The 24,166-nt window shown below is 45.1% G+C and carries 9 protein-coding genes; 3 read left to right on the forward strand and 6 right to left on the reverse strand.

Translation table 11 applies throughout. The features are described 5' to 3' along the window. On the forward strand, positions 1–12,366 hold a 12,366-nt coding region (locus AB4384_RS09810), incomplete at its 5' end, for a cadherin-like domain-containing protein (RefSeq protein WP_372129397.1). A 75-nt stretch (positions 12,367–12,441) separates the two neighbouring features. Here the strand turns inward: AB4384_RS09810 and AB4384_RS09815 are convergent. The 5 genes from AB4384_RS09815 to AB4384_RS09835 form a co-directional block, all read right to left on the reverse strand. Beyond that, on the reverse strand, positions 12,442–13,206 hold the full coding sequence (locus tag AB4384_RS09815) for a transporter substrate-binding domain-containing protein (RefSeq protein WP_017061488.1): 765 nt from the start codon (positions 13,204–13,206) through the stop codon (positions 12,442–12,444). Positions 13,207–13,469: 263 nt separating this feature from the next. Next, the gene (locus AB4384_RS09820; protein ID WP_017061487.1) at positions 13,470–15,236 is read right to left on the reverse strand and encodes a sodium:solute symporter family protein; all 1,767 of its coding nucleotides are present in this window, start codon (positions 15,234–15,236) and stop codon (positions 13,470–13,472) included. 851 nt (positions 15,237–16,087) lie between these two features. Next, positions 16,088–16,714: a bifunctional 4-hydroxy-2-oxoglutarate aldolase/2-dehydro-3-deoxy-phosphogluconate aldolase gene (locus tag AB4384_RS09825; RefSeq protein WP_017069898.1), complete on the reverse strand. Its 627-nt coding sequence runs from the start codon at positions 16,712–16,714 to the stop codon at positions 16,088–16,090. 73 nt (positions 16,715–16,787) lie between these two features. After that, positions 16,788–17,720 (reverse strand): sugar kinase, encoded by a 933-nt coding sequence (locus AB4384_RS09830; protein ID WP_372129399.1) that lies wholly within the window; start codon positions 17,718–17,720, stop codon positions 16,788–16,790. 34 nt (positions 17,721–17,754) lie between these two features. After that, on the reverse strand, positions 17,755–18,090 hold the full coding sequence (locus tag AB4384_RS09835) for a cupin domain-containing protein (protein WP_009846518.1): 336 nt from the start codon (positions 18,088–18,090) through the stop codon (positions 17,755–17,757). A gap of 333 nt (positions 18,091–18,423) precedes the next feature. Between AB4384_RS09835 and AB4384_RS09840 the strand changes: the two genes are divergently transcribed. Both AB4384_RS09840 and AB4384_RS09845 read left to right on the forward strand, forming a co-directional pair. After that, positions 18,424–20,622, forward strand: a complete 2,199-nt coding sequence (locus AB4384_RS09840) for a heparinase II/III family protein (RefSeq protein WP_017063613.1) — start codon at positions 18,424–18,426, stop codon at positions 20,620–20,622. A gap of 2 nt (positions 20,623–20,624) precedes the next feature. Beyond that, positions 20,625–22,778, forward strand: a complete 2,154-nt coding sequence (locus tag AB4384_RS09845; RefSeq protein ID WP_102320518.1) for a heparinase II/III family protein — start codon at positions 20,625–20,627, stop codon at positions 22,776–22,778. A gap of 551 nt (positions 22,779–23,329) precedes the next feature. Here AB4384_RS09845 and phnE read toward each other — a convergent pair. After that, positions 23,330–24,160: a phosphonate ABC transporter, permease protein PhnE gene (gene phnE, locus AB4384_RS09850; protein WP_102320519.1), complete on the reverse strand. Its 831-nt coding sequence runs from the start codon at positions 24,158–24,160 to the stop codon at positions 23,330–23,332. Positions 24,161–24,166: the final 6 nt, after the last annotated feature.

Raw genomic sequence — 24,166 nt, forward strand, 5'->3', positions numbered from 1 at the left:
GACTCAGGCATCTATGTCGGCTTTATTGATGACGGTGGAACGGACGTTCCTGTCTTCAGCTTAAGCTTCTCAGGTACCACGTTGGGTGAATACACCTTCACGTTGCTTGAGGCGTTAGACCATGCCGATGGCTTAGATAACAACGAACTGACCTTCGATTTGCCAGTTTATGCCGTCGACTCAGATGGTGATGATTCATTAATGTCTCCGTTGTCGGTGACCATTGGTGATGACGCCCAAATCATGGCGAACGGTACGCTGGATATTACCGAGCCGAATTTAGCTGACGGTACGGTGACCACCAATACGATTGATGTAATGACGGCGCAAAGTGCCGATGGAGCTGTGATTACCCAGTTCACCTATGACGGGGGCACGGCTCAAACCTTAGATCCAACAATCACAGGCGAGCAGAAATTTACGTTCACTGAGGGTGATGTGTTCGTCACCATCGAAGGTAACGTGCGCTTTGAGCCGAACCGTGATTTAGACCACGAAGATGGCGATATCGTTAAATCTCTCGTCTTTACGTCAAGCGATGGCGATGTGGATGTTGAAACGGCCACTGTCACACTGACGATTATTGATGGTGATATCCCAACCATTGAATCGGTACCAAGCATCGCGCTTGCTGAAGCAGATTTAGCGGATGGCTCGTCACCAATCATGGGTGCGGTGAGTCAAACAGAAACCATCTCGTTCACTCATCAAAGTGACAATGTAGAGAAGTTCCGTTTAGAACCAAGTGAGTTTAATACTAACAACGCGCTCAAGTCAGACGGCTTGATCATTGAGATTCGAGAAGAACCAACAGGCTCCGGCAATTATATTGGCTTCACGACCGATATTTCGAATGTCGAAACCACGGTGTTTACTCTCGATTTCAGCAGCTCCACTTTGGGTGAATACACCTTCACACTTTTGGAAGCTATCGATCACAGACCAATCCAAGGTAACAACGATCTGACGTTCAGCTTGCCGGTCTATGCCGTTGATACCGATGGCGATGACTCTCTCATGTCACCACTATCGGTGACGATTACCGATGATATTCAAGCCTTAGTCGTTGGCTCATTGACAGCGAAAGAGCCATCAACAGGTGTTGAAACATCCAATACTGTTGACCTTATGCCGGACAGCAGTGCGGACGGAGGGACATTAACGAGCTTCAGCTATGATGGGGAGGCTTTACAAACTCTTAATCAAGACATCGCAAGCGAACAGTCGTTCACTTATGACGAGGGTACGCTATACGTCACTATAGACGGAAACATGCGATTTGAACCTGTGTCAGACCTCGATCATTCTGGTGGCGATATCGTCAAAACTATCTCGGTTAATTCAGTCGATGGAGATGGGGATATTGTTAGCACCTCTGTGTCGCTGAGGATAGAAGATGGCGATGAACCAGTGATTGATCTTATTCCTGATGTTGCTCTGAATGAAGCAAGCTTAGCTGATGGTTCTGCCTCTACAGGGACAGCTGTCAGTGAAACCAAAGTCATTACGTTTACTGATGGTAGCGATGATGTGACGCACTTTAGGGTCGATAGCACGAACTTCAATTCGTCAGGTGCATTGAAGTCGAACGGCCTGACAGTGGAAATTAAAGAGCAACCTACTGATTCGGGGAACTATGTTGGCTTTATTATCGGCGCTTCAAATGTTGAAACGAACGTGTTCACACTTGAATTTTCGAACAGCAATCTTGGTCAATATACATTTACGCTTTTAGAGGCTTTAGATCACGCTGATGGTAACCTTTCTAATACCTTAGATTTCGATATCCCTGTGATAGCGGTTGATGCCGACAACACCGATTCAGCATCGTCCTCTTTGAACGTCACCATTACCGACGACTTACAGCAAACGCAAGATCGTACTTTAAGTATTGTTGAACCTGTGACGACTTCAGGAGCAGGTGGTCCGCCAACTACAAGTATTGTCGATGTTATGCCTACAGAAAGTGCAGATGGTGCGACCGTTACCCAGTTTATGTACGGGGCAGATGGGCCGTTTACGCTTGTTCAAACTGATTTTACAGAGCAAGAGTTCACAGTTGCTGACGGACGGTTGTTCGTTAAGTTGGATGGCTCGCTCCGTTTTGAACCAGATAGAGACCTTGACCACTCGAATGGCGATATTGTTCGAACCATTACCGTGACAACAAGCGATTTCGATAATGATGTTGAAACCGCAACGGTGACGCTTACTATCACGGATGGCGTTGATCCTGTTATCAACATTGTCCCTGACGTTTACTTATCTGAAGTGAACTTATCCGATGGTTCAATGCCGACGGCAGGGCCAGTTAGTTCAACTCATACCATCACTTACACAGAAGGGAGTGATGACCTGAGTCATTTCCGAATCGCTACGGATGAATTTAATTTTGGCGGGTTACTGAAATCAAACGGTTTAGTCGTTGAATTGAAGGAGGAACCAGCGGATTCGGGCAGCTACGTCGGATTCACCACAAACGGTTCCGGTGCAGAAACCGATGTCTTTACGATTAGTTTTGATAGTGTTAACAAGGGCCAATTTACCATTACCTTGCTGGAAGCACTCGATCACCTTAATGGTCTCAATTACAACGATTTGAATTTCCGCTTGCCAGTTTATGCTGTCGATACAGATGATTCTGAATCAACAAGACGAGATGTCGTTGTGACGATTGAAGATGACATTCAGCAAATACAGGATGGGGTTCTTACGATCACAGAACCAAGCTCTGGCACGCCGACAACAGCAACGGTTGATGTTATGCCCTTGCCAAGCGCGGACGGCGCGACCATCACCGAGTTTACTTACGATGGTGGATTATCCATTTCGCTCGATCAGACCGTGACGGGTGAGCAAGAGTTTACCTTTACTGAAGGCTCTTTGTTCGTCACGTTAGATGGTGATGTTAGGTTCGAGCCAAATCGAAACCTTGATCATTCTGCCGGGAATATCGTTAAAAATATCGTTTTCACTTCATCGGATTTCGATAACGATATCTTCATGTCGAGTGTTCGACTGACCATCATTGATGGTGAAGGGCCCGCGCTGAATGTAGTACCCGGCGTTAACTTATCTGAAAGTAACTTAGCAGACGGATCTTCTCCTGACTCGGTGCTGATTAGTGAAACCAATACAATCACATCCATCGCTAGCAGTGACGACATTGCAAGAATTGTTGTCGACACGTCTCTATTTAACACTGGCGGATTAATCAAGTCGAATGGACTAGTGGTTGATTTAAGGGAAGAGCCAGCAAACTCTGGTGACTATTTAGCATTCACGACGGTTTCACCGGGCGTTGAGGTGCCTATCTTCACCTTAACGTTTGATAGTTCAAACCCAAGCATTTATACCTTTACACTACTAGAGCGACTAGACCATGCGCCTGGCGATGGCAACAATGACATTACTTTCGATTTATCGGTTTATGCCGAAGACACCGATGGTGATGTGTCCGCTCCTAAGCAACTTGAAGTAGTTATCGGGGATGATGTTCAAGTGATGCAATCTGGAGACTTACTAGTCACTGAGCCAACCTCGGGCACGGCGAGCAGCAATGTGTTTGAAACAATAACGGGTCCAAGTGCAGATGGTTCAACAGTTACTAAATTTACCTATGATGGTGGGGCTGAGGTTCTTCTCGATCAAAACGATATTAATGAGCAAGTATTTGTTTACCCAGAAGGGACACTGTTTATTAAACTCAATGGTGATATTCGCTTTGAGCCGAATAGAAACCTAGACCATGAAAATGGCGATATCATTAAGAACATCGTTGTTGCATCTCAAGACCAAGATCTCGATCTAGAAGACGCAACCGTTAGGTTAGTAATTAGTGATGGTGCTCCACCGACGATTGATATCATTCCACCAGTGAGCTTGAGTGAAGTGAACTTAGCCGATGGTTCTTCACCAAGTTTACCTGTGAGCCAAACAGAGCAGATAACCTTTACTGCGGGTAGTGACGACGTTAGCTATTTCCGTATTGCGACCAATGAATTTAATGTCGGCGGAGCTCTAACGTCTAATGGATTAGAGATTCAATTGAAAGAGGACCCTTCAGTTGCCGGTGGCTATATAGGATTTACTACGGAAGACTCTCTTCTTGGGCCAGAAGTTGAAATCTTTGAAATTAGCTTCTCATCGTCAGTGCTAGGCGAGTACACATTTACGCTCCTCGAAGAGATCGACCATGCGGACGTTCAAGGTAACAATGATCAACTATTTACCTTGCCTGTTTACGCGGTAGACACCGATGAAACCGATTCAGCAATGACACCACTCAGTGTCACCATTACCGATGACGTGCCTGAAATTACTGAGATAGAGGTTGGCAGCACCTTTGTTGTGGATGAAGAGGAGATTGGAACACCAACGCAAGCCTCGGGAAGTTTTGTGACGACCGAAGGAGCTGACCAAGTTGAAACTTACGAATTGAGAAATATCTCAATGTTGGAAGCGACGCTATCGTCTGGCAATGAAGGTATTAAGATCACTGAGATCACAGGTGCTGCTAACACGACCACCTACCAAGGTGCAACTGACCCTGGCGGAACGCCAATTTTCACATTAGTTCTGACTGATGATGGTGCTTACACATTTACCTTGCTTGGTCCTCTAGACCATGAGCCTAGCTCAGAGGCGAGAAATAAGCTGCTTATCTCCTTTGATGTAGTGGCTGTTGATAGTGATGGTGATGATTCCAACCAGTATCAATTACCAATTCAAGTCATTGATGATATTCCGGAAATGACGCCGCCGACGGGTGAAGTGATTGTCGATGAAGATGACTTAGCGGGTATAGGCTCTGACCAATCTGAAGATACCGTCATTAATGGTTTGTTTACCATTGATGAAGGTGCGGATGGTGTTGTGTTGTATGAGTTGGTTAACCCTGATGCAGTGCTAACAGGGCTTACGTCTAATGGTGAAGCCCTAGAGTGGCTTCCGGTTGTTGAGAGTGGTACGACATTTACCTACACAGCACAAACTGAGACAAGCAACGAGGCTGTGTTTGAAGTTGTGTTTGATACTAAGGACAACAGCTATCAGTTTGAACTGTTTAAACCGCTCACACACCCTATAGCTGACGATGAAAATAGCATACTGCTGAATTTCTCTGTCGTAGCCGAAGATTTCGATGGCGACCAGTCTAATGCAATCGCACTGGATATTACGGTCACCGATGATATTCCTCTAGTGACAACTCAGTCTATCTCTCGCCTAGAAGGGCAAAACTACACTGGCTCTTTGGTGAACATGTTTGCGAGTGCAACAGACCAAGGTGCCGACACCGCTGTGCTCACCCAAATAGAAGGGATTTCAAATAGTGATGTTGATATCGTTTTCAGGGGAGGAACGAGTGGAGCATTTAGTGGTAGTTATGACCTAAACTTAGGGAGCCAGCAGGTTCGTGTTTATGAACAAACCGATGATGGAAGTGGAGGAACAGTAGAGAGAGAGTTGGGTCGCTTGCGTATAAACTCGAACGGTGAAGTCGAATTTAGAGCCAATGGTTATCTAGATCATGACGGCGATGAGATCAACTTCTCGATCAACGTAATTGCAATCGATGCGGATTTAGATACCTCTGAAACGCCACTGAATATTACTATCGTTGATCAAGACTCAACGGCTGTGTCGCTGAAAGTGACGACAACGGAGGATATTGGTCGTGATGCATCAATTGATTATGCAGCGGGTAGTGAACCAACAGACCTAGAAAACACCTTTGATAATCAAGACGGTCTAGCTGATGCACCTGCTCAAGTAGCATTGCAAGTAAACTTGTACGACCAAGATAACACAGAGGCGATCGGCCAACTGAAGATCTTCGATAATACAAACCATAGAGGTACATTCTATTACTTTGATGGTGCTGAATATGTGAAATTGTCGACAGATGTAGATGGAAACTATGTTCTAGATGGTGCAAATATCGTTCAGACTTTCATGCCTGATCCCGATGACTCAACTGATCCAAAAGATGTTATAGCTACCATCGATAATCTTTATTTTGTACCAGACCGAAACTTTAGTACCGGTAATGGTGGAGCCACAATAAATTATGAATTGGAGATCGACAACAACGGGGTACCTGACCATACGGTAAGCTCCAACTTTAGAATTGAAATTGAAGCCGTAGCAGATGAGGCTGAGTGGGATGATGCAAACAGCACTTATATTTATCTTCCTGATACAGACAGCATGGGTGCAGAGATTCCGGTGACGGAAGATGGAAATACCATAACTCTTAACCTCGAGGCTGATTCTCAAGATACTTCTCGCCCTGAAACACTCACATATCAACTTACTGTTGATGAAGGCGCTGGGAAGTTCACTCTATTGGATAGCTCAGGTAATCCGATAGGGCCTGTTGGAGGCCCATATGTTATTGATGCGGCAGATATCAATAGCACAGTCGTCGACCCGATTGATAACTTCTCGGGCACCATTAGCTTTAAAGTAGTAGCTTTGACGGAAGAAACCCGTAATCCATTCCTAGATGGCGATAATAGCGGTGCTAACAGTAAAAAGGTTGCCACCTCTGAAGAACGAATATTAGTTATTGATGTACTTCCAGACGCCGACTTAGGCACCTTAAGCGTGAATCGCAAAACCATCAATGAAGATAATATTCTCGATCCAGATACTGTTGGGGATCCTAGCAATAGAGTCGCGTTCACTCTTGATGAAGTGATTGCGATGACACCATCTGAAGATTTGGATACGTCGGAAACTCTATACGTACGCATCAATAATATCACTCAGGGGGCTGGGCTTTATTTACTTGGGACCGATACCCTTGTACCAACCGTGACAATTGAGGGTGTCGATTATCAAGAGATTCTTTACTCTGAACTTGCCAACGTAGAAGTGATACCCAAAGAGCACAGTAATGAAGACTTTAGTTTTGATGTGTTAGGTGTTGTCAAAGACAAGGCAGATCTTTCAACGGGTGAAGTAGTTGATGAAATCACATTTGGTCCTAAAACAGTCAACGTTGAGGTCATTGGTGTTGCTGATGTGCCATTTGGTGGAACTAATGGTACCGATTGGGAAGAGTTTACAGATGGCGGTGTGAGTGGGGTACAAACCACAATCCAAGAGAGTCAAAGCGGTGATAACTACGCTGTTCTAGATTTCACGGTGTTGTCTGGTGAGAGAAAACCAGATGACTCGGCTGATGATCCTCTTGTCGGCGATGGTTCCGAATCGATAACTGTTATTCTATCAGGTATCCCTGAGGGCGTGGTAATCGAAGACGGTGATGGTACGGTTATTGACCTAAATTTCGTTGGGTATGAAGATGACATTAACGGAAACCCTGATTTAGATAAACCAATCTATGAAGCGAATATCACAGAGGAAGGTATTACTTCTGGTATCCGAATTCGTCCGATTGACTCGTCGACAGAAAATATTCATATCAAGGGGCAGATTGTCGTTACCGAGAACGATGGACACACCTTAACGTTTGATCAAGAAGTTCGAGTGTTGGTTGAACCTAGAATCGACACTTCTGCAACCTATAGCAACACCACAACCGGTGATGAAGACACCGCTATTAATATTGATTGGCATCCACAAGGTGATGATTACATTGATGATGACGAACATTTCACTTCAATTACCATTAATGGCATTCCAACGGATGTAGTCGCGGTGGTCAATGGTGATGTTACGGTCGATTCCAGCACGGCCGGCACCCTAGTCATTACACCGAAAGACACCTCACAGACACCGGAGCAATTTACTCAGATTGCTTTGGCGAACAACTTTATCCAAATGACACCACCAGAAAACTCAAGTGTCGACTTTACGCTGACAACCGTCGTTGAGATGGAGGAGAGAGATTTCGAGTACACCGATGATGCGATTGTTGGTGAGGGCGGCCGAGTAGTTGCTAATCCAGCAATTACAGGCACCATCACAGTACAAGTTGTGCCTGTTGTGGAACCTAAAGATCCAGATGGAGATGGAGTTGACGATAACTTTATCGTTTTCTCCAATGAAGACGGTAGTGGTGAGTTAACATCAATTACATCTGATGCTGCGGGTGTAATCAAACTCACAACCAATAGTGATAACCAAGCCGTAGATGGTGGTGGTATTGAGATCTTGGATGGTGAGTACGTTATCCGTTACAAAGAAGATGATGTCTCTCCGGTATTTCCTATCAACGAAGTCGTTAACGAAGTCGTCATTCAGTTGACTACGACGACTGACGGCACATTGCCAGACGAGGTGTTGAGTCAACTACTCGTGACTGGCGCTGTGTATGAGGGTGATGGTCGTTGGGTAGTCACAGATGAAGATGCGTTTACGATTAGTGCACCTGAGGGTTTAGATCTAACTGCTCCATACACTGATGGTGATGAAAACAATAACAGCAGTATCAAAATGAAGGTGTTTGCTCAAGTTGAAGACTTGGGAGACGAATTGAGTGACCAGAATTCTGCGATTGCTCCAAGAGAGGGTAATGTTATTTTGACCTTCCCTGAAGAGATCGTTGGTGGAGGAGAAATTGCTGCTGATATCGCTGCAACTCCGAACCAGACAATCGACGCGATTGAAGATACTCAGCTCATGCTTGGTGACGCGCTTGAAAGTATCATTAGTTTCAGTGGTGGCGATACATTTAACGACGAAATTACCATCGTTATTGATGATACCGTGTTTCTTGACCCATCGGACCTTACCCAAACACTTAACATTAGCATCGGTGGTAGTGGTGAGATTGACTTCGTTAACGGCGAATATGTGTATCAGTCCACTTTGGTACAAGGTGTAACGCCAGATTTCTCTGATTTGGTGTTGAATTTACCCGCAGATTATTCTGGGGACTTTAAATTGCCATTTACGGTGATCACCAAAGATTTGATATCGGGTGATGAGAAGGTACTTGATACCAGCGCCATCATTAAAGTCTCTGCTGTAACAGATATAGCGCCAAGTATTTCTGTCGATATTACTGGTTCTTTGGATGACTCGTTGAACCCTGTCGATATCGATGGTCAACCGGGCGCTGAAGCTGTGGGTTATGAAGACACCTATATTGTGCTTGATTTCTCGGGTTCGGTTGCAGACCAAGTCAATGGTGTTGAAGGCGGTGATGAACGCTTCACCGATATCACTTTAACCTTAACTGACACAAGCAATGGCGAATTCTACAGTGATACTGGAACGCCATTGGGCACATCCATCTCTTTCACCGAAAGTGAAATTGAAAATGGTGCCTTGTCAGGCGTGTTGTTTAAACCGAAAGAGAACTTCCCGACTTATGATGACGTAAATGGTGCTGATGTCAGTACTGTGAACGTTACTGTGACAGGTAACATTTTAGATACGGCGACCTTCAATCAAGATATTCCTGACACAACTGAGGATGCCACAATCGAATCTTTCTCAACGTCGGTTAGCTTTGACGTAGTCCCTGTGGTGGATGATATTGCGATCACTGGTCCTGGAACGAACGCAGATGTCATTGAAATAACGGGTAGTGAAGACCAAGAGATTTCACTCGCTGGCTCAAGTCCAGTGTCGATTGCTTTGACGGATTTAGATGGTTCGGAAGAGTTTGTCTCTATCAAGTTTACTGATGTCCCTGATGGCTTCCAATTCAGGGTAGATAACTCCTCAGACTTCACGGTTAAGAATAATGGTGGAGGCGTGTGGAGTGTCCAATTGCCTTCAAATGTCTCGAATTCATTCGATTTGAGCGAAATATCGGTACTGCCTCCGAAAGATTTCAGCGGTACTTTTGAGTTTGGTGTTGAGGTGTTTACGCAAGAATCTTTGCTCGGTGTACCAACTAACGCAGGTACTCTGCCAAGTTTCCAAGTGCATGTACTTCCTGTAGGGGACGATATTGATACGGATCCGACTGATTCGGTAGTCGGTTTAGAAGGCGAAAATATTGATATTGAAATCAACACGACTATTCTGGATAACGCATTTTCTGCATCGGGGAGTGGGACTTATACTGAAAACTCGCCAGAAACCATCCGTGTTGTGGTCAGCAATGTTCCACAAGACGCGTCAATTTTGCATCCGGATGGAACAACACTAGGTATTTACGATTCAGCCTCTGATACATGGACGTTAGACGTAGATGCAACAGCACTCGATAAGATCGTGTTTAACTCCGGTGAGCACAATTCAGACACAGGTAATACGCTTGGTATTGATACACCGTTGTCTATTTCTGTTCGCTCAGTAGATACAGATGCGGATAACACTGAGTATTTAGGGGCGGAAACCATTTTCAGTGTCGACTTGGTGGTTGATCCGATCAATGACCAACCAACCTTTGTCAATATTGAAAACTTAGAGACGCCGGAAGACACCTCTATTGCATTGAGTGATATGTCTGGCTTTAAGATAGAGGACCCAGACGCCGTTTATGATGATCCGAACGCGATTTACACACTAACATTATCGGTCGACCAAGGTACGTTGACTTACACCTCTTCAACGGGTGTTACCTCTACGCCAACTAGTGGCAGCGCCATTGTTCTCTCTGGAACTTTGGCCAATATAAATACTGCTCTGGATACAGGTAGTGTCAGATTCGAATTGGGTGCGGATGAGAATTACCTAAATCAGGGAGGTGTTGCGACAGTCACTGCCACTGTTGATGATGGTGGTAATAACGGTCTGATTGATGCTGGAGATCCGAATACTGCTCAAACCAATCAAACGACCTTTACCATTAAGGTAACGGAAGTGAATGATCAGCCGGTGGCAACGGACATCGACTTAGGCAACATCCTTGAAGAAGGTCAGCTAATCATCAAAGAGGAAGATCTGATTGGCGCAACGAGTGACCCAGAGAACGACACGATTACCGTGACTAATCTGGCGCTCGATGAAGGCCAAGGTCAACTACAACGCTTCGAGAACGTAGGTGGTGCTGATGATGCTACGATCACTGGCCCATACTGGGTATTTACGGCAGCTGATGAATACAACGGCAACGTTAAGTTTACCTATACCGTAGAGGATGATGGTACAACCAACGGCGCTAATGACTTCCTAACAGACACCGGCGATTTGAGCTTAACTGTGACAGGTGTTAATGATTCGCCTGTTGTTAATGGTGACAGTGTCACGTCTGTCATTGACGAAGATGTCGAGCAATTGATTAGTGGTATTACCGTAGCAGACCCTGACTATGTAGGCGTTCATGCCGACGATTTCATGACGGTTACCTTGAGTGTCGATTTTGGTGCTTTATCGGTAACTCTGCCAGGAACAACCACTGTCACTGTTAGCGGGCAGGACACAAGCTCAATCATACTGGAAGGTACACCGGCGGATATCAATGCAATCATTAATACACCAACCAACCCTGTTGGCGTGTTTGTGAATACGCAATATATCCCATCGAACAGTATTCAGTTACAAGTGGTAGCTCAGGATAGTGGTAATCCATCTGGCATTATTATCGAAACACCACCAGAAGAGTTTACGATACAGGTGACACCAGTGGCTAACGCGCCAACGTTATCGATTGACCCTGCATCTAACTACGTGAGAAACATTACTGCGAGTCAGTCAGTGAGTGCGAGTGGTATTCCTTTGGTTGGAATTATCGCGGCATTAACAGACATCACAGAAGAGCTAACGCTGCATATCAGTGATGTACCTGCTGGCGCTCAAATCACCAGTGCTGCGGGTTCTGTGACGGATCTTGGCGGTGGTGTTTGGGTGGCAACGGCGGATGCGATTGATAGCTTACAGGCGGTCGGCCTTTCTCAAACTCCGGGTAACTACACGCTTAAAGTGGAGGCTGTTTCTGAAGAGACAAACAACGATACGGCGACCTCTGCTTCGATTGACCTGAATTTGAACATCGTGTCTGACGCGGTCGATATTAACCTGGCTGCGGAAACCGATGATGTTCAGCTGTTTGCTGGCACCAATGCGACTGACCTAACTGCGGGCTCTGGTAATGATCGACTTGTTGGCGGTGACGGTAACGACACCCTGATTGGCGGCGGAGGCTCAGACATTCTGACTGGTGGTGATGGTATGGACTCGTTCGTATGGCTTAACATCGAAGATGGTGTTGAAGATACGATTACCGACTTTGATTTGTCGGAAGGGGACAGCATTGACTTGAGAGAAGTGTTGCCGGAGCTTAAAAATACATCTCCAGACATGACCGCGTTGCTACAACAAATAGACGCGAAAGTGGACGGGGATGATATTGAGCTTACGATCAACCCGGATGGCTTAGGTACTACGGAACAGGTGATTGTGGTTGAAGACCTTGCGCCACAGCTAACCTTAAGTAGCACCATGCCTTCGGACATTCTGGATGCATTGGTACAGCAGAATGTGATAACTCACGGTTAAAGCGAACCATTGAACCATAACGAAAGAGGCCAGCATTGCTGGCCTCTTTTTTGTTACGGTATAAATTGAAAAGAGTTACTTAAGGGAGTTGTGGATCAGGAACTCTTCTTCAACACCTTTCAATTTCATCTCATCCATAATGAAGTTCACCGTGTTCAACAAACGTTGTTCACCTTTAGGAATCAGGTAGCCGAACTGACTGTTGGTGAACGGGGTTTCGCAGCGGGCCGCTTCAAGACGTTCGTCAGTTACCTGATAGAACAGACCTTCAGGGGTTTCTGTCACCATCACATCAACTTTGCCTTCCGCTACTGCTTTTGGTACGTCGAGGTTGTTCTCGTAGCGTGTGAAGCTTGCGTTCTGCAAGTTCGCGTCGGCAAAGATCTCGTTAGTGCCGCCAATGTTCACGCCCACACGAACAGAAGAGTGGTTCACTTTCTCAATGCTGTCGTACTGTTCTGCGGTGCCTTTCGCAACCAAGAAACACTTACCAAAGGTCATGTAGCCTTGAGTTTGTTCCGCGTTTAACTGACGCTGCATTTTACGCGTAATGCCGCCCATCGCGATGTCGTACTTATCGTCGTCTAGGTCGGTCAGTAGATCTTTCCATGTGGTACGAACAATCTTCAATTCAACGCCTAATTGTTCCGCGATGTGCTGTGCAACATCGATATCGTAGCCAGAGTAGCTTTTACCATCGAAGTAAGAGAAAGGCTTGTAGTCGCCAGTAGTGCCCACACGCAAAGTGCCTGATTTTTGAATGTCTTCTAGCTGGTCAGCTTGTGCGACACCAGAAAGTGCCAGAGCAATGGAGGCAAGTAATAGTGATGTTTTTTTCATTGTAATTGTTTGTTGTGTTTGTGTTGTCATTCAAAGTAACAGAAACAATCAGAGAAAGAGATCAAACCATTGGAAAGGTTGGAAAAGAAGATAAAATGAGGGCAGGAGATAGGTATTTCTACGCTTTATGCGCATTAATCGAGATGCGTTTCATATTCTATTTTGATAAACCGAAGACAAACAAAAAGCCCATGTTATCGAATAACATGGGCTTCATTTTGGTTTAACTTGTTAGCTGCTTATTTAGCTGTTTAGCTGTTTAGCTATTTGGCAACTGACTCGTTGTTCATCTTAGCCGGAGCTTTAGATGCGTTAACCAGTAGGATACCAACGGTTAGTACCATCGAACCACATAGTAGGAACAATAAGCGTCCTGTTGGTTCGTTTGGAATCAGAGCCATTGCTAGGATACCGAAACCTGCTGTGCTGATAAGCTTACCAAGCATTGAACGCTGTTTAGTATCTAGGTTTTGTTGCTCTTCACCTTCCGCTACAAGCGGCGTGTTCCAGTTAGTGAATAGTTGGTCAACTTCTTTCTCACGCTCTGGCGATAGGCCTTTGTAGAAGCGAGAAGTCATGATGAAGTAACCACCTGTGAACACTACGTGAGCAGCTAAGCTAAGACCTACTTTCAAGTCGCTCCATTCACGGCCTGTAAGCGCTGTTTCTAGACCAAATAGGTTCTCGATGTCTTCTGCTTGCAGAGAGATACCGAAGATGTAAGAAACGAAACCACCAACCACTAGAGTAGACCAACCAGCCCAGTCAGGTGTCTTACGAATCCACATACCTAGTAGGACAGGGATAAGCATTGGGAAGCCAATCAACGCACCTACGTTCATTACGATATCGAACAAGCTTAAGTGACGCAGAGAGTTAATGAATAGACCAATCGCAATGATGAAAATACCCATCATGATAGTCGTTATCTTACTTACAATAACCAGCTCTTTCTGAGTCGCATTTTTACGAAGAATCGGGCTGTAGAAGTTCATTACAAAGATACCAGCGTTACGGTTCAAACCTGAATCCATAGAAGACATCGTTGCAGCGAACATTGCTGACATAAGAAGACCAACCATACCTGCTGGCATTACGTTTTGTACGAATGCTAGGTAAGCAGCATCACCGGCTTTGTCGCCCATTGATGTGTATTGCTCAGCGAACTCAGGCATGAATGCACTAACGTACCAAGGTGGTAGGAACCAAATTAGTGGACCAACAACCATAAGGATACATGCTAGGCCTGCCGCTTTACGTGCGTTTTCACTGTCTTTTGCACATAGGTAACGGTATGCGTTGATGCTGTTGTTCATTACACCGAACTGCTTCACGAAGATGAATACAACCCAAAGGATGAAGATGCTCATGTAGTTTAGGTTGTTACCTAACATGAAGTCGCCGTCGAAGTTAGCAACAATGTTAGTTAAGCCGCCACCGTGGAAGTAAGCTGCTACCGCACAAGTGATTGTCACGGCCATGATTACAAGCATTTGCATGAAGTCAGAAGCAACAACCGCCCAAGAGCCGCCGGTTACTGCCATCAATACTAGAACCATACCCGTTACCACAATGGTAGCTTCCATTGGGATGTTGAATACCGCTGCTACAAAGATAGCTAGACCGTTTAGCCAGATACCTGCAGAGATAAGGCTGTCCGGCATACCTGCCCATGTGAAGAACTGTTCAGACGTTTTACCAAAGCGCTGACGAATAGCTTCGATCGCCGTTACCACACGAAGTTGGCGGAACTTTGGAGCGAAGTACATATAGTTCATGAAGTAGCCAAAAGCATTGGCTAAGAATAGGATTACAATAACGAAACCGTCATTGAATGCGCGTCCTGCGGCACCTGTAAACGTCCATGCTGAAAATTGTGTCATGAAGGCAGTTGCACCAACCATCCACCACAACATTTTGCCGCCCCCTCTGAAGTAATCACTTGTAGAGGTGGTGAACTTACGGAACATCCAACCAATCGCGATTAAAAAGAAGAAGTAGGCGAGAACAACAAAAGTATCAATAGTCATCTTTTCAGCCTTTTAAATATCATAATTAACTGGGCTTAGATTAACGCGTCCCAAGGTTTATTTGTACTACAATATGTCTTTAGTATGATCTAGGTCGCATTGATTTTTCGGCCTCTAACACGTGGTTATATAAGTATTTGTTTTAATTGAATTTAAATGTGAGTGTATTTTGTTTGAGATCTAAAATAAATTGAGGGTTAAATGTTTATATGTATTACAATATAAACAAAAGCGCTTACTTTGCCGTATCTATAAGATTTTAATTATAACCGTAACAAATGTGCTACAAATTGGTGTGTTGTGCGACGACATTCACGTTAATTTGGAACCCTATACTGAAAATTTTTGTATTGAGATTTCAAGTGTAGCTCATTGTTTTCACTTCGCTATTTTCTGTTTATCTGCGGCCATGAAGCCTTTCTATGCTATTTATTCATCATAGAGGTGCGTATTTGGAATTTTTGTCACTGAGTGGGCGTTAAACTCGATGACGGGACACATTTTGCGGCGCACTTTGTCTATTGTGGCTATCAGTGCATGCGATGAGAGATGTTTGACGACGTATCGAAAAGGAACATTGCTGGATAAAGGGCTGGGTAAAAGGGGGTAGATAGGCAGTAGGGACACCAGTAACGCTTCGTTAGATGCATACTGACGTAGATTGAAAGCCTTACATTACTCGTTCTTGCCCGTCTTAGTCGTGGAGCTGTACGAGGCCATAGGGAGAAAGGCGATAGGGTGTGGGGGAAACACAACGTTGATTTAGCGTGTTTACGGTTAGTCAGCGCAATAAACGCCAGATAACAAAAAGCCCCACCGAGGTGAGGCTTCATCACTCAATCTAAAATAGATTAAGCGTTAACGTGATCAACTGCATCACGAACAAGCTTGCCTAGTTCGTCCCACTTACCTTCGTCGATAAGGTTAGTTGGAACCATCCAAGTACCGCCACACGCAAGTACAGAAGGGATCGATAGGTATTCATCAACATTCTTCAAGCTTACGCCACCAGTAGGCATAAATTTAACAGGGTAAACCGCTGTTAGTGCTTTAAGCATACCAGTACCGCCAGAAGGTTCAGCAGGGAAGAACTTCAACGTGCGAAGGCCCATTTCCATTGCTTGTTCAACTAGGCTTGGGTTGTTAACACCCGGTACGATTGCAACGCCTTTATCGATACAGTATTGAACAGTGCGCGGGTTGAAACCTGGGCTTACGATGAAATCAACGCCAGCTTCGATAGATGCGTCAACTTGCTCGTTAGTCAGTACAGTACCTGAACCAATTAGCATGTCTGGGAATTCTTTACGCATGATGCGAATCGCTTCGATTGCACATTCTGTACGTAGCGTGATTTCTGCACATGGCATGCCGTTTTCAACAAGTGCTTTACCTAGAGGGATAGCGTCTTCAGCACGGTTGATAGCGATTACAGGAATTACTTTTAGGTTTGCTAGTTGTTCATTTAATGTAGTCATGAATTCTTTCTCACGTTAAATGTGGGCTTGCTTTCAACTAAGCAAACCCTTGATTAATAGTTAAAGTGCGTAATTATAGAGACAGATCAGGCGTCGCTTCTAGAGGAATGATAGCACCTGGATGCTGAATCACAGTCCCTGCCACAATATGACCTGCTAACGCTGCATCACGTGCATTGCCACCGCTTAAGCGCTTAGCTAGGAAGCCCGCGCTGAACGAGTCGCCAGCCGCTGTAGTATCAACAATGTTGTCTACTGGGTTTGGAGCAACGTACTGAGCGCTTTGGCTTTCAACTACTAAGCAGTCTTTAGCACCACGTTTAATGATGATCTCTTTCACACCAGATTCAGACGTACGTGCAATACACTGTTCAATGCTTTCGTCGCCGTACAACTCTTGCTCGTCATCGAACGTCAGTAGAGCCGTGTCAGTGTACTTAAGCATCTTCAAGTACCAAGAAATCGCTTCTTGTTGACTTTCCCAAAGTTTTGGACGGAAGTTATTGTCGAAGAATACTTGGCCGCCTTGCGCTTTAAATTTGTCTAAGAAGTTGAATAGCTGCGTGCGTCCATTCTCTGTCAAGATAGCAAGCGTAATACCACTTAGGTAAGCCGCATCAAAAGAGAATAACTTATCAAGTAGGGCAGGCGTGTCTTCCTGGTCAAACATGAACTTTGCTGCAGCATCATTACGCCAGTAGTGGAAACTGCGTTCACCAGTTTCATCGGTCTCGATGTAGTAAAGCCCTGGTTGTTTGTGATCAAGCTGAGCAATTAAGCTAGTGTCGATACCTTCCGCTTGCCACTTTTCTAACATGTCGGTACTGAATGGGTCAGTGCCTAGCGCTGTTACGTAGCTCGTGTTGATATCTTGCTCTTTTGTTAAGCGAGACAAGTAAAGTGCAGTATTTAGTGTATCGCCACCGAAACTTTGCTTAAGCCCGTCTTGTTTCTTTTGTAGCTCAACCATGCACTCGCCAATGACCGCGATGTTTAATGATTTCATATGCTTACCTTAGCAACTGAGGTTGCGCTGTTTATTATTTTAGGAAATCTTCACGCGCAGGGTTGAAGATATCAAGAAGGATGCTGTCTTGCTCTAGTGCAACTGCACCGTGCATCATGTGTTTACGAGCGAAGTAAGCATCGCCTTCTTTAAGGACTTTCTTTTCGCCTTCAATCTCAGCTTCGAAGCTACCACGAACTACGTAACCGATTTGGTCATGGATTTCGTGAGTATGAGGGTGGCCAATCGCGCCCTTATCAAAACATAGGTGTACTGCCATTAGATCGTCAGTGTAAGCAACGATTTTACGCTTAATGCCGCCACCAAGTTCTTCCCATGGGTTTTCATCTAGGATAAAGAAAGAGTTCATTGTGTATCTCCTAATCTGTTTAAATCTTTTAAGTGTTACTTAACTTGCATCCATCATAAGGGAATGAGCCTAATTGTAATACAATATATCTAAATTTGTGTGATATTGATCAAGCGATACTTTATATAGCGTAAATAAATCAACAACTTAATAAATGGTTAATATTTACCATTAGCCAGCTACATCAATGACTTATGGCTAATTATGTGACTCTACTCATCATTTAGCGACGAATAGGTATAATTAAAGTTCATATTGTATTACTTTATATGGAGTTTGAAAATTTAATCAAAGTTTAAGCAGATAAACTCTTTATTGAGGGTGACAAAGAATATGACGACTAAACCAGTATTGTTGACTGAAGCAGAAATAGAGCAACTTCACCTTGAAGTGGGCCGTTCTAGCTTAATGGGCAAAACCATTGCAGCGAACGCGAAAGATCTAGAAGCATTCATGCGTTTACCTATTGATGTCCCAGGTCATGGTGAGGCTGGTGGTTACGAACATAACCGCCATAAGCAAAATTACACGTACATGAATCTAGCTGGTCGCATGTTCTTGATCACTAAAGAGCAAAAGTACGCTGACTTTGTTACAGAATTACTAGAAGAGTACGCAGACAAATACCTAACGTTTGATTACCACGTACAGAAAAACACTAACCCTACAGGTCGTTTGTTCCACCAAATCCTGAACGAACACTGCTGGTTAATGTTCTCAAGCTTAGCTTACTCTTGTGTTGCTTCAACCCTGACACAAGAACAACGCGACAATATTGAGTCTCGTATTTTTGAACCAATGTTAGAAATGTTCACGGTTAAATACGCACACGACTTCGACCGAATTCACAATCACGGTATTTGGGCAGTAGCGGCTGTCGGTATTTGTGGTCTTGCTCTTGGCAAGCGTGAGTACCTTGAAATGTCGGTGTACGGCATTGACCGTAACGACACTGGCGGCTTCCTAGCGCAAGTTTCTCAGCTGTTTGCACCGTCTGGCTACTACATGGAAGGTCCTTACTACCACCGTTATGCGATTCGTCCAACGTGTGTGTTCGCTGAAGTGATTCACCGTCATATGCCTGAAGTGGATATCTACAACTACAAAGGCGGCGTGATTGGTAACACAGTACAAGCGATGCTTGCGACGGCTTACCCGAACGGCGAATTCCCAGCTCTGAACGATGCATCTCGCACAATGGGTATTACAGACATGGGTGTTCAGGTTGCAGTGAGCGTTTACAGCAAACATTACTCATCTGAAAACGGCGTTGACCAAAACATTCTTGGTATGGCGAAGATTCAAGACGCAGTTTGGATGCACCCATGTGGTCTTGAGCTATCTAAAGCTTATGAAGCGGCGTCTGCTGAGCAAGAAATCGGCATGCCTTTCTGGCCAAGTGTTGAATTGAACGAAGGCCCTCAAGGTCACAACGGCGCGCAAGGCTTTATCCGTATGCAGGATAAGAAAGGCGACGTTTCTCAGTTAGTGATGAACTACGGCCAACACGGCATGGGTCACGGTAACTTTGATACGCTGGGTATTTCTTTCTTCAACCGTGGTCAAGAAGTACTGCGTGAATACGGCTTCTGTCGTTGGGTGAACGTTGAGCCTAAATTCGGCGGCCGTTACCTAGACGAAAACAAATCTTACGCTCGTCAAACAATTGCACATAACGCAGTAACGATTGATGAAAAATGTCAGAACAACTTTGACGTTGAACGTGCAGATGCAGTACACGGCTTGCCGCACTTCTTCAAAGTAGAAGACGAGCAAATCAATGGCATGAGCGCATTTGCTAACGATCATTACGAAGGTTTTGACATGCAACGCAGCGTGTTCATGCTAAACCTTGAAGAATTAGAATCTCCGCTACTATTAGATCTTTACCGTTTAGATTCTGAGAAAGGCGGTGAAGGTGAGCATCAGTACGACTACTCACACCAATATCAAGGTCAGATTGTTCGCACTAACTTTGAATACCAAGCAAACAAAGAGCTAAACACTCTAGGTGACGATTTCGGTTACCAACACCTATGGAACGTGGCAAGCGGTGAAGTGAAGGGCACAGCACTTGTAAGCTGGCTACAAAACAACACGTACTACACTTGGCTAGGTGCAACGTCTAACGACAATGCTGAAGTGATCTTTACTCGCACTGGCGCTAACGACCCAAGCTTCAACCTACGTTCAGAGCCTGCATTCATTCTACGCAGCAAAGGCGAAACAACACTGTTTGCTTCTGTTGTTGAAACGCACGGTTACTTCAACGAAGAATTCGAGCAATCTGTAAGTGCACGTGGTGTTGTGAAAGACATCAAAGTAGTGGCTCACACCAATATCGGTTCAGTAGTAGAAATTACGACAGAGAAATCAAACGTGACAGTGATGATCAGCAACCAACTTGGCGCGACTGACAGCACTGAACACAAAGTAGAACTGAACGGCAAAGTATACAGCTGGACAGGCTTCTACTCAGTAGAAATAATTTTAAACCCAGAATTAGCAAGCACAGCAGAGCAGGGGAAATAATAATGAGCTATCAACCACTTTTACTTAACTTTGATGAAGCAGCAGAGCTTCGTAAAGAACTTGGCAAGGATAGCCTTTTAGGTAACGCACTGACTCGCGATATTAAACAAACTGACGCTTACATGGTTGAAGTTGGCATTGAAGTTCCAGGTCACGGTGAAGGCGGCGGTTACGAACATAACCGTCACAAGCAAAACTACATCCACATGGATCTAGCCGGCCGTTTGTTCCTTATCACTGAGGAAACAAAATACCGTGACTACATCGTTGATATGTTAACTGCGTACGCGACGGTATACCCAACGCTTGAAAGCAACGTAAGCCGTGACTCTAACCCTCCGGGTAAGTTGTTCCACCAAACGTTGAACGAGAACATGTGGATGCTTTACGCTTCTTGTGCGTACAGCTGTATTTACCACACGATCTCTGAAGAGCAAAAGCGTCTGATCGAAGACGATCTTCTTAAGCAAATGATCGAAATGTTCGTTGTGACTTACGCACACGACTTCGATATCGTACACAACCACGGCTTATGGGCTGTGGCAGCGGTAGGTATCTGTGGTTACGCAATCAACGATCAAGAGTCTGTAGACAAAGCGCTTTACGGCCTGAAACTAGACAAAGTAAGCGGCGGTTTCTTAGCACAACTTGACCAACTGTTTTCGCCAGACGGCTACTACATGGAAGGTCCTTACTACCACCGTTTCTCGCTACGTCCAATCTACCTGTTCGCAGAAGCGATTGAACGTCGTCAGCCTGAAGTTGGTATCTATGAATTCAACGACTCAGTGATCAAGACAACGTCGTACTCTGTATTCAAAACAGCATTCCCAGACGGTACATTGCCAGCTCTGAACGATTCATCGAAGACAATCTCTATCAACGATGAAGGGGTTATCATGGCGACGTCTGTGTGTTACCACCGTTACGAGCAGACTGAAACTCTGCTTGGTATGGCTGATCACCAAAAAAATGTTTGGGTTCATGCTTCTGGTAAAACACTGTCTGATGCGGTTGATGCAGCAGACGACATCAAACCATTCAACTGGGGTAGCCTGTTTGTAACAGACGGGCCTGAAGGCGAAAAAGGCGGCGTAAGCATCCTTCGTCACCGTGATGTGCAAGACGACGACACAATGGCGTTGATCTGGTTTGGTCAGCACGGTTCAGACCACCAGTACCATTCTGCGCTAGACCATGGTCACTACGATGGCTTGCACCTAAGCGTATTCAACCGTGGCCACGAAGTGCTGCACGATTACGGCTTCGGTCGTTGGGTAAACGTTGAGCCTAAGTTTGGCGGTCGTTACATCCCGGAGAACAAGTCTTACTGTAAGCAGACGGTTGCTCACAACACAGTAACGGTTGATCAGAAAACGCAGAACAACTTCAACACAGCATTGGCTGAGTCTAAGTTTGGTCAGAAGCACTTCTTCGTAGCAGACGACCAGTCGCTACAAGGTATGAGCGGCACAATTTCTGAGTACTACACTGGCGTAGACATGCAACGCAGCGTGATTCTTGCTGAACTACCTGAGTTCGAAAAACCGCTAGTAATTGATGTGTACCGCATCGAAGCTGACGCTGAGCACCAGTACGACTTACCAGTTCACCACTCGGGTCAAATCATTCGCACTGACTTCGATTACAACATGGAAACAACGCTTAAGCCATTAGGTGAAGACAACGGTTACCAACATTTATGGAACGTTGCTTCAGGCAAAGTGAACGAAGAAGGTTCTCTAGTAAGCTGGCTACATGACAGCAGCTACTACAGCCTAGTAACCAGCGCGAATGCGGGCAGCGAAGTGATTTTTGCTCGCACTGGTGCTAACGATCCAGACTTCAACCTTAAGAGTGAGCCTGCGTTCATCTTACGTCAGTCTGGTCAAAACCACGTGTTTGCTTCTGTACTAGAAACGCATGGTTACTTTAACGAGTCTATCGAAGCCTCTGTAGGCGCTCGTGGTCTAGTTAAATCAGTATCTGTTGTGGGCCATAACAGTGTCGGGACTGTTGTTCGCATTCAGACTACTTCTGGCAACACTTACCACTACGGTATCTCAAACCAAGCTGAAGACACGCAGCAAGCAACTCACACTGTTGAGTTCGCAGGTGAGACATACTCGTGGGAAGGATCATTTGCTCAACTGTAAATGATTAACATACATGCCGTTTAACGATGGCTTGTGTTGATGTGGTGCTTTGCGGGAACGAAGCATCATATTTAATTCAGTCGTGATTGAAAAATCGTTCGTTGATACCAACAACGACTGAAACATCGGGAATAAGTCAAACCGAGTAACTCATTGCGAGTTGCTCGGTTTTTTTATGTGTGTAAGAAACAGAATAGAACGTTTCAACAAACAAAAAGCCTACTCAGTGAGTAGGCTTTGATCTTATTGACTAGGGCGTGTTGACTTTTCGCGGTTAAATTTTGTTCGAGATAAAAGCGTTTTAATCGAGGCGAGGGGGAAGTAGCCTAGTCATTCTAAGCAAATTCCCCTCAACAAAGAGTAAAACGCTTTTAGCCGAACCCTTCGGGCAGCGTTTGCTGGTCATTTCTACTACGTTATCGGCTTCTCATGTAGGCTAGCTACACATCGAAGCCTCTGTCTTGTATAAATACCCAGCAACTCGCTGCAAAAATCAGCTCGAAAGGTCAACACGCCCTAAATAACCGTCTATTTGACGTTGTTTTTATTATTTAGATAAGGGCTTTTCTTGCTTTGGCTGCCACCCATTCGGAGAAGATGACCGTCACTAGAATCGCACAGAAAATCACAGTCACTTGAGGCCATGCCAGCATCGCCATCGATTCTTGCAATTTCAAGCCGATACCGCCAGCGCCGACCAAGCCTAAAACCGTAGACTCACGAATATTGATATCCCAACGGAACAAGCTCGTGCCGATGAAACTTGGCATCACTTGCGGAAGAATGCCGTAGTTCAATACCTGCAGCGGAGAAGCTCCGGTCGATTGGATTGCAGACATCTGTGTTGCATTCACTTCTTCAATCGCTTCATACATTAACTTCGCCACGAAGCCAATTGAACGTAGCGCTATCGCAATGATACCGGCCAACAAGCCTGGGCCGATGATTGCTACCAATAACAATGCCCAAATTAACGAGTTAATTGAACGACTTGCCGCGATGATGAACAGCGCGATAGGTCTGATAAACGTCATGCTTGGCGTTGTATTACGTGCAGCTAAGAACGCTACTGGAAACGCGAGTACGATCCCCAACAGTGTGCCAAGTGTCGCGATGTTAATGGTGTCCCACAACGGGCTCCAAAGAGATTCTAAGTAGCTCCATCTTGGTGGCCACATACGTGAAGAGATATCAGCAAGTTGATTCGGTGAGTCAGTCACAAAGTACCAAATCGTGTCCTTGTTCATGACTTGCCATGCAAAAACCGTTAGCGCAACAAAGCAAAGCCAGCCAAGCCAAAGCATAAGGCTCTGTTTACTGTCGTAACGCTGCCATTGGGTACGATTGATGGCGCTTGTAGAGGTGTCATTTAGCGTGCTCATTGGTCG

The organism is Vibrio sp. 10N.261.51.A4, assembly GCF_041471945.1.
Lineage (GTDB): Bacteria > Pseudomonadota > Gammaproteobacteria > Enterobacterales > Vibrionaceae > Vibrio > Vibrio crassostreae_C.

Coding starts and splice junctions, on each gene's coding strand:
- phnE (WP_102320519.1), bottom strand. CDS start 24,160: ATGAGCACGCTAAATGACACCTCTACAAGCGCCATCAATCGTACCCAA.
- AB4384_RS09830 (WP_372129399.1), bottom strand. CDS start 17,720: ATGAAATCATTAAACATCGCGGTCATTGGCGAGTGCATGGTTGAGCTA.
- AB4384_RS09815 (WP_017061488.1), bottom strand. CDS start 13,206: ATGAAAAAAACATCACTATTACTTGCCTCCATTGCTCTGGCACTTTCT.
- AB4384_RS09845 (WP_102320518.1), top strand. CDS start 20,625: ATGAGCTATCAACCACTTTTACTTAACTTTGATGAAGCAGCAGAGCTT.
- AB4384_RS09825 (WP_017069898.1), bottom strand. CDS start 16,714: ATGACTACATTAAATGAACAACTAGCAAACCTAAAAGTAATTCCTGTA.
- AB4384_RS09835 (WP_009846518.1), bottom strand. CDS start 18,090: ATGAACTCTTTCTTTATCCTAGATGAAAACCCATGGGAAGAACTTGGT.
- AB4384_RS09820 (WP_017061487.1), bottom strand. CDS start 15,236: ATGACTATTGATACTTTTGTTGTTCTCGCCTACTTCTTCTTTTTAATC.
- AB4384_RS09840 (WP_017063613.1), top strand. CDS start 18,424: ATGACGACTAAACCAGTATTGTTGACTGAAGCAGAAATAGAGCAACTT.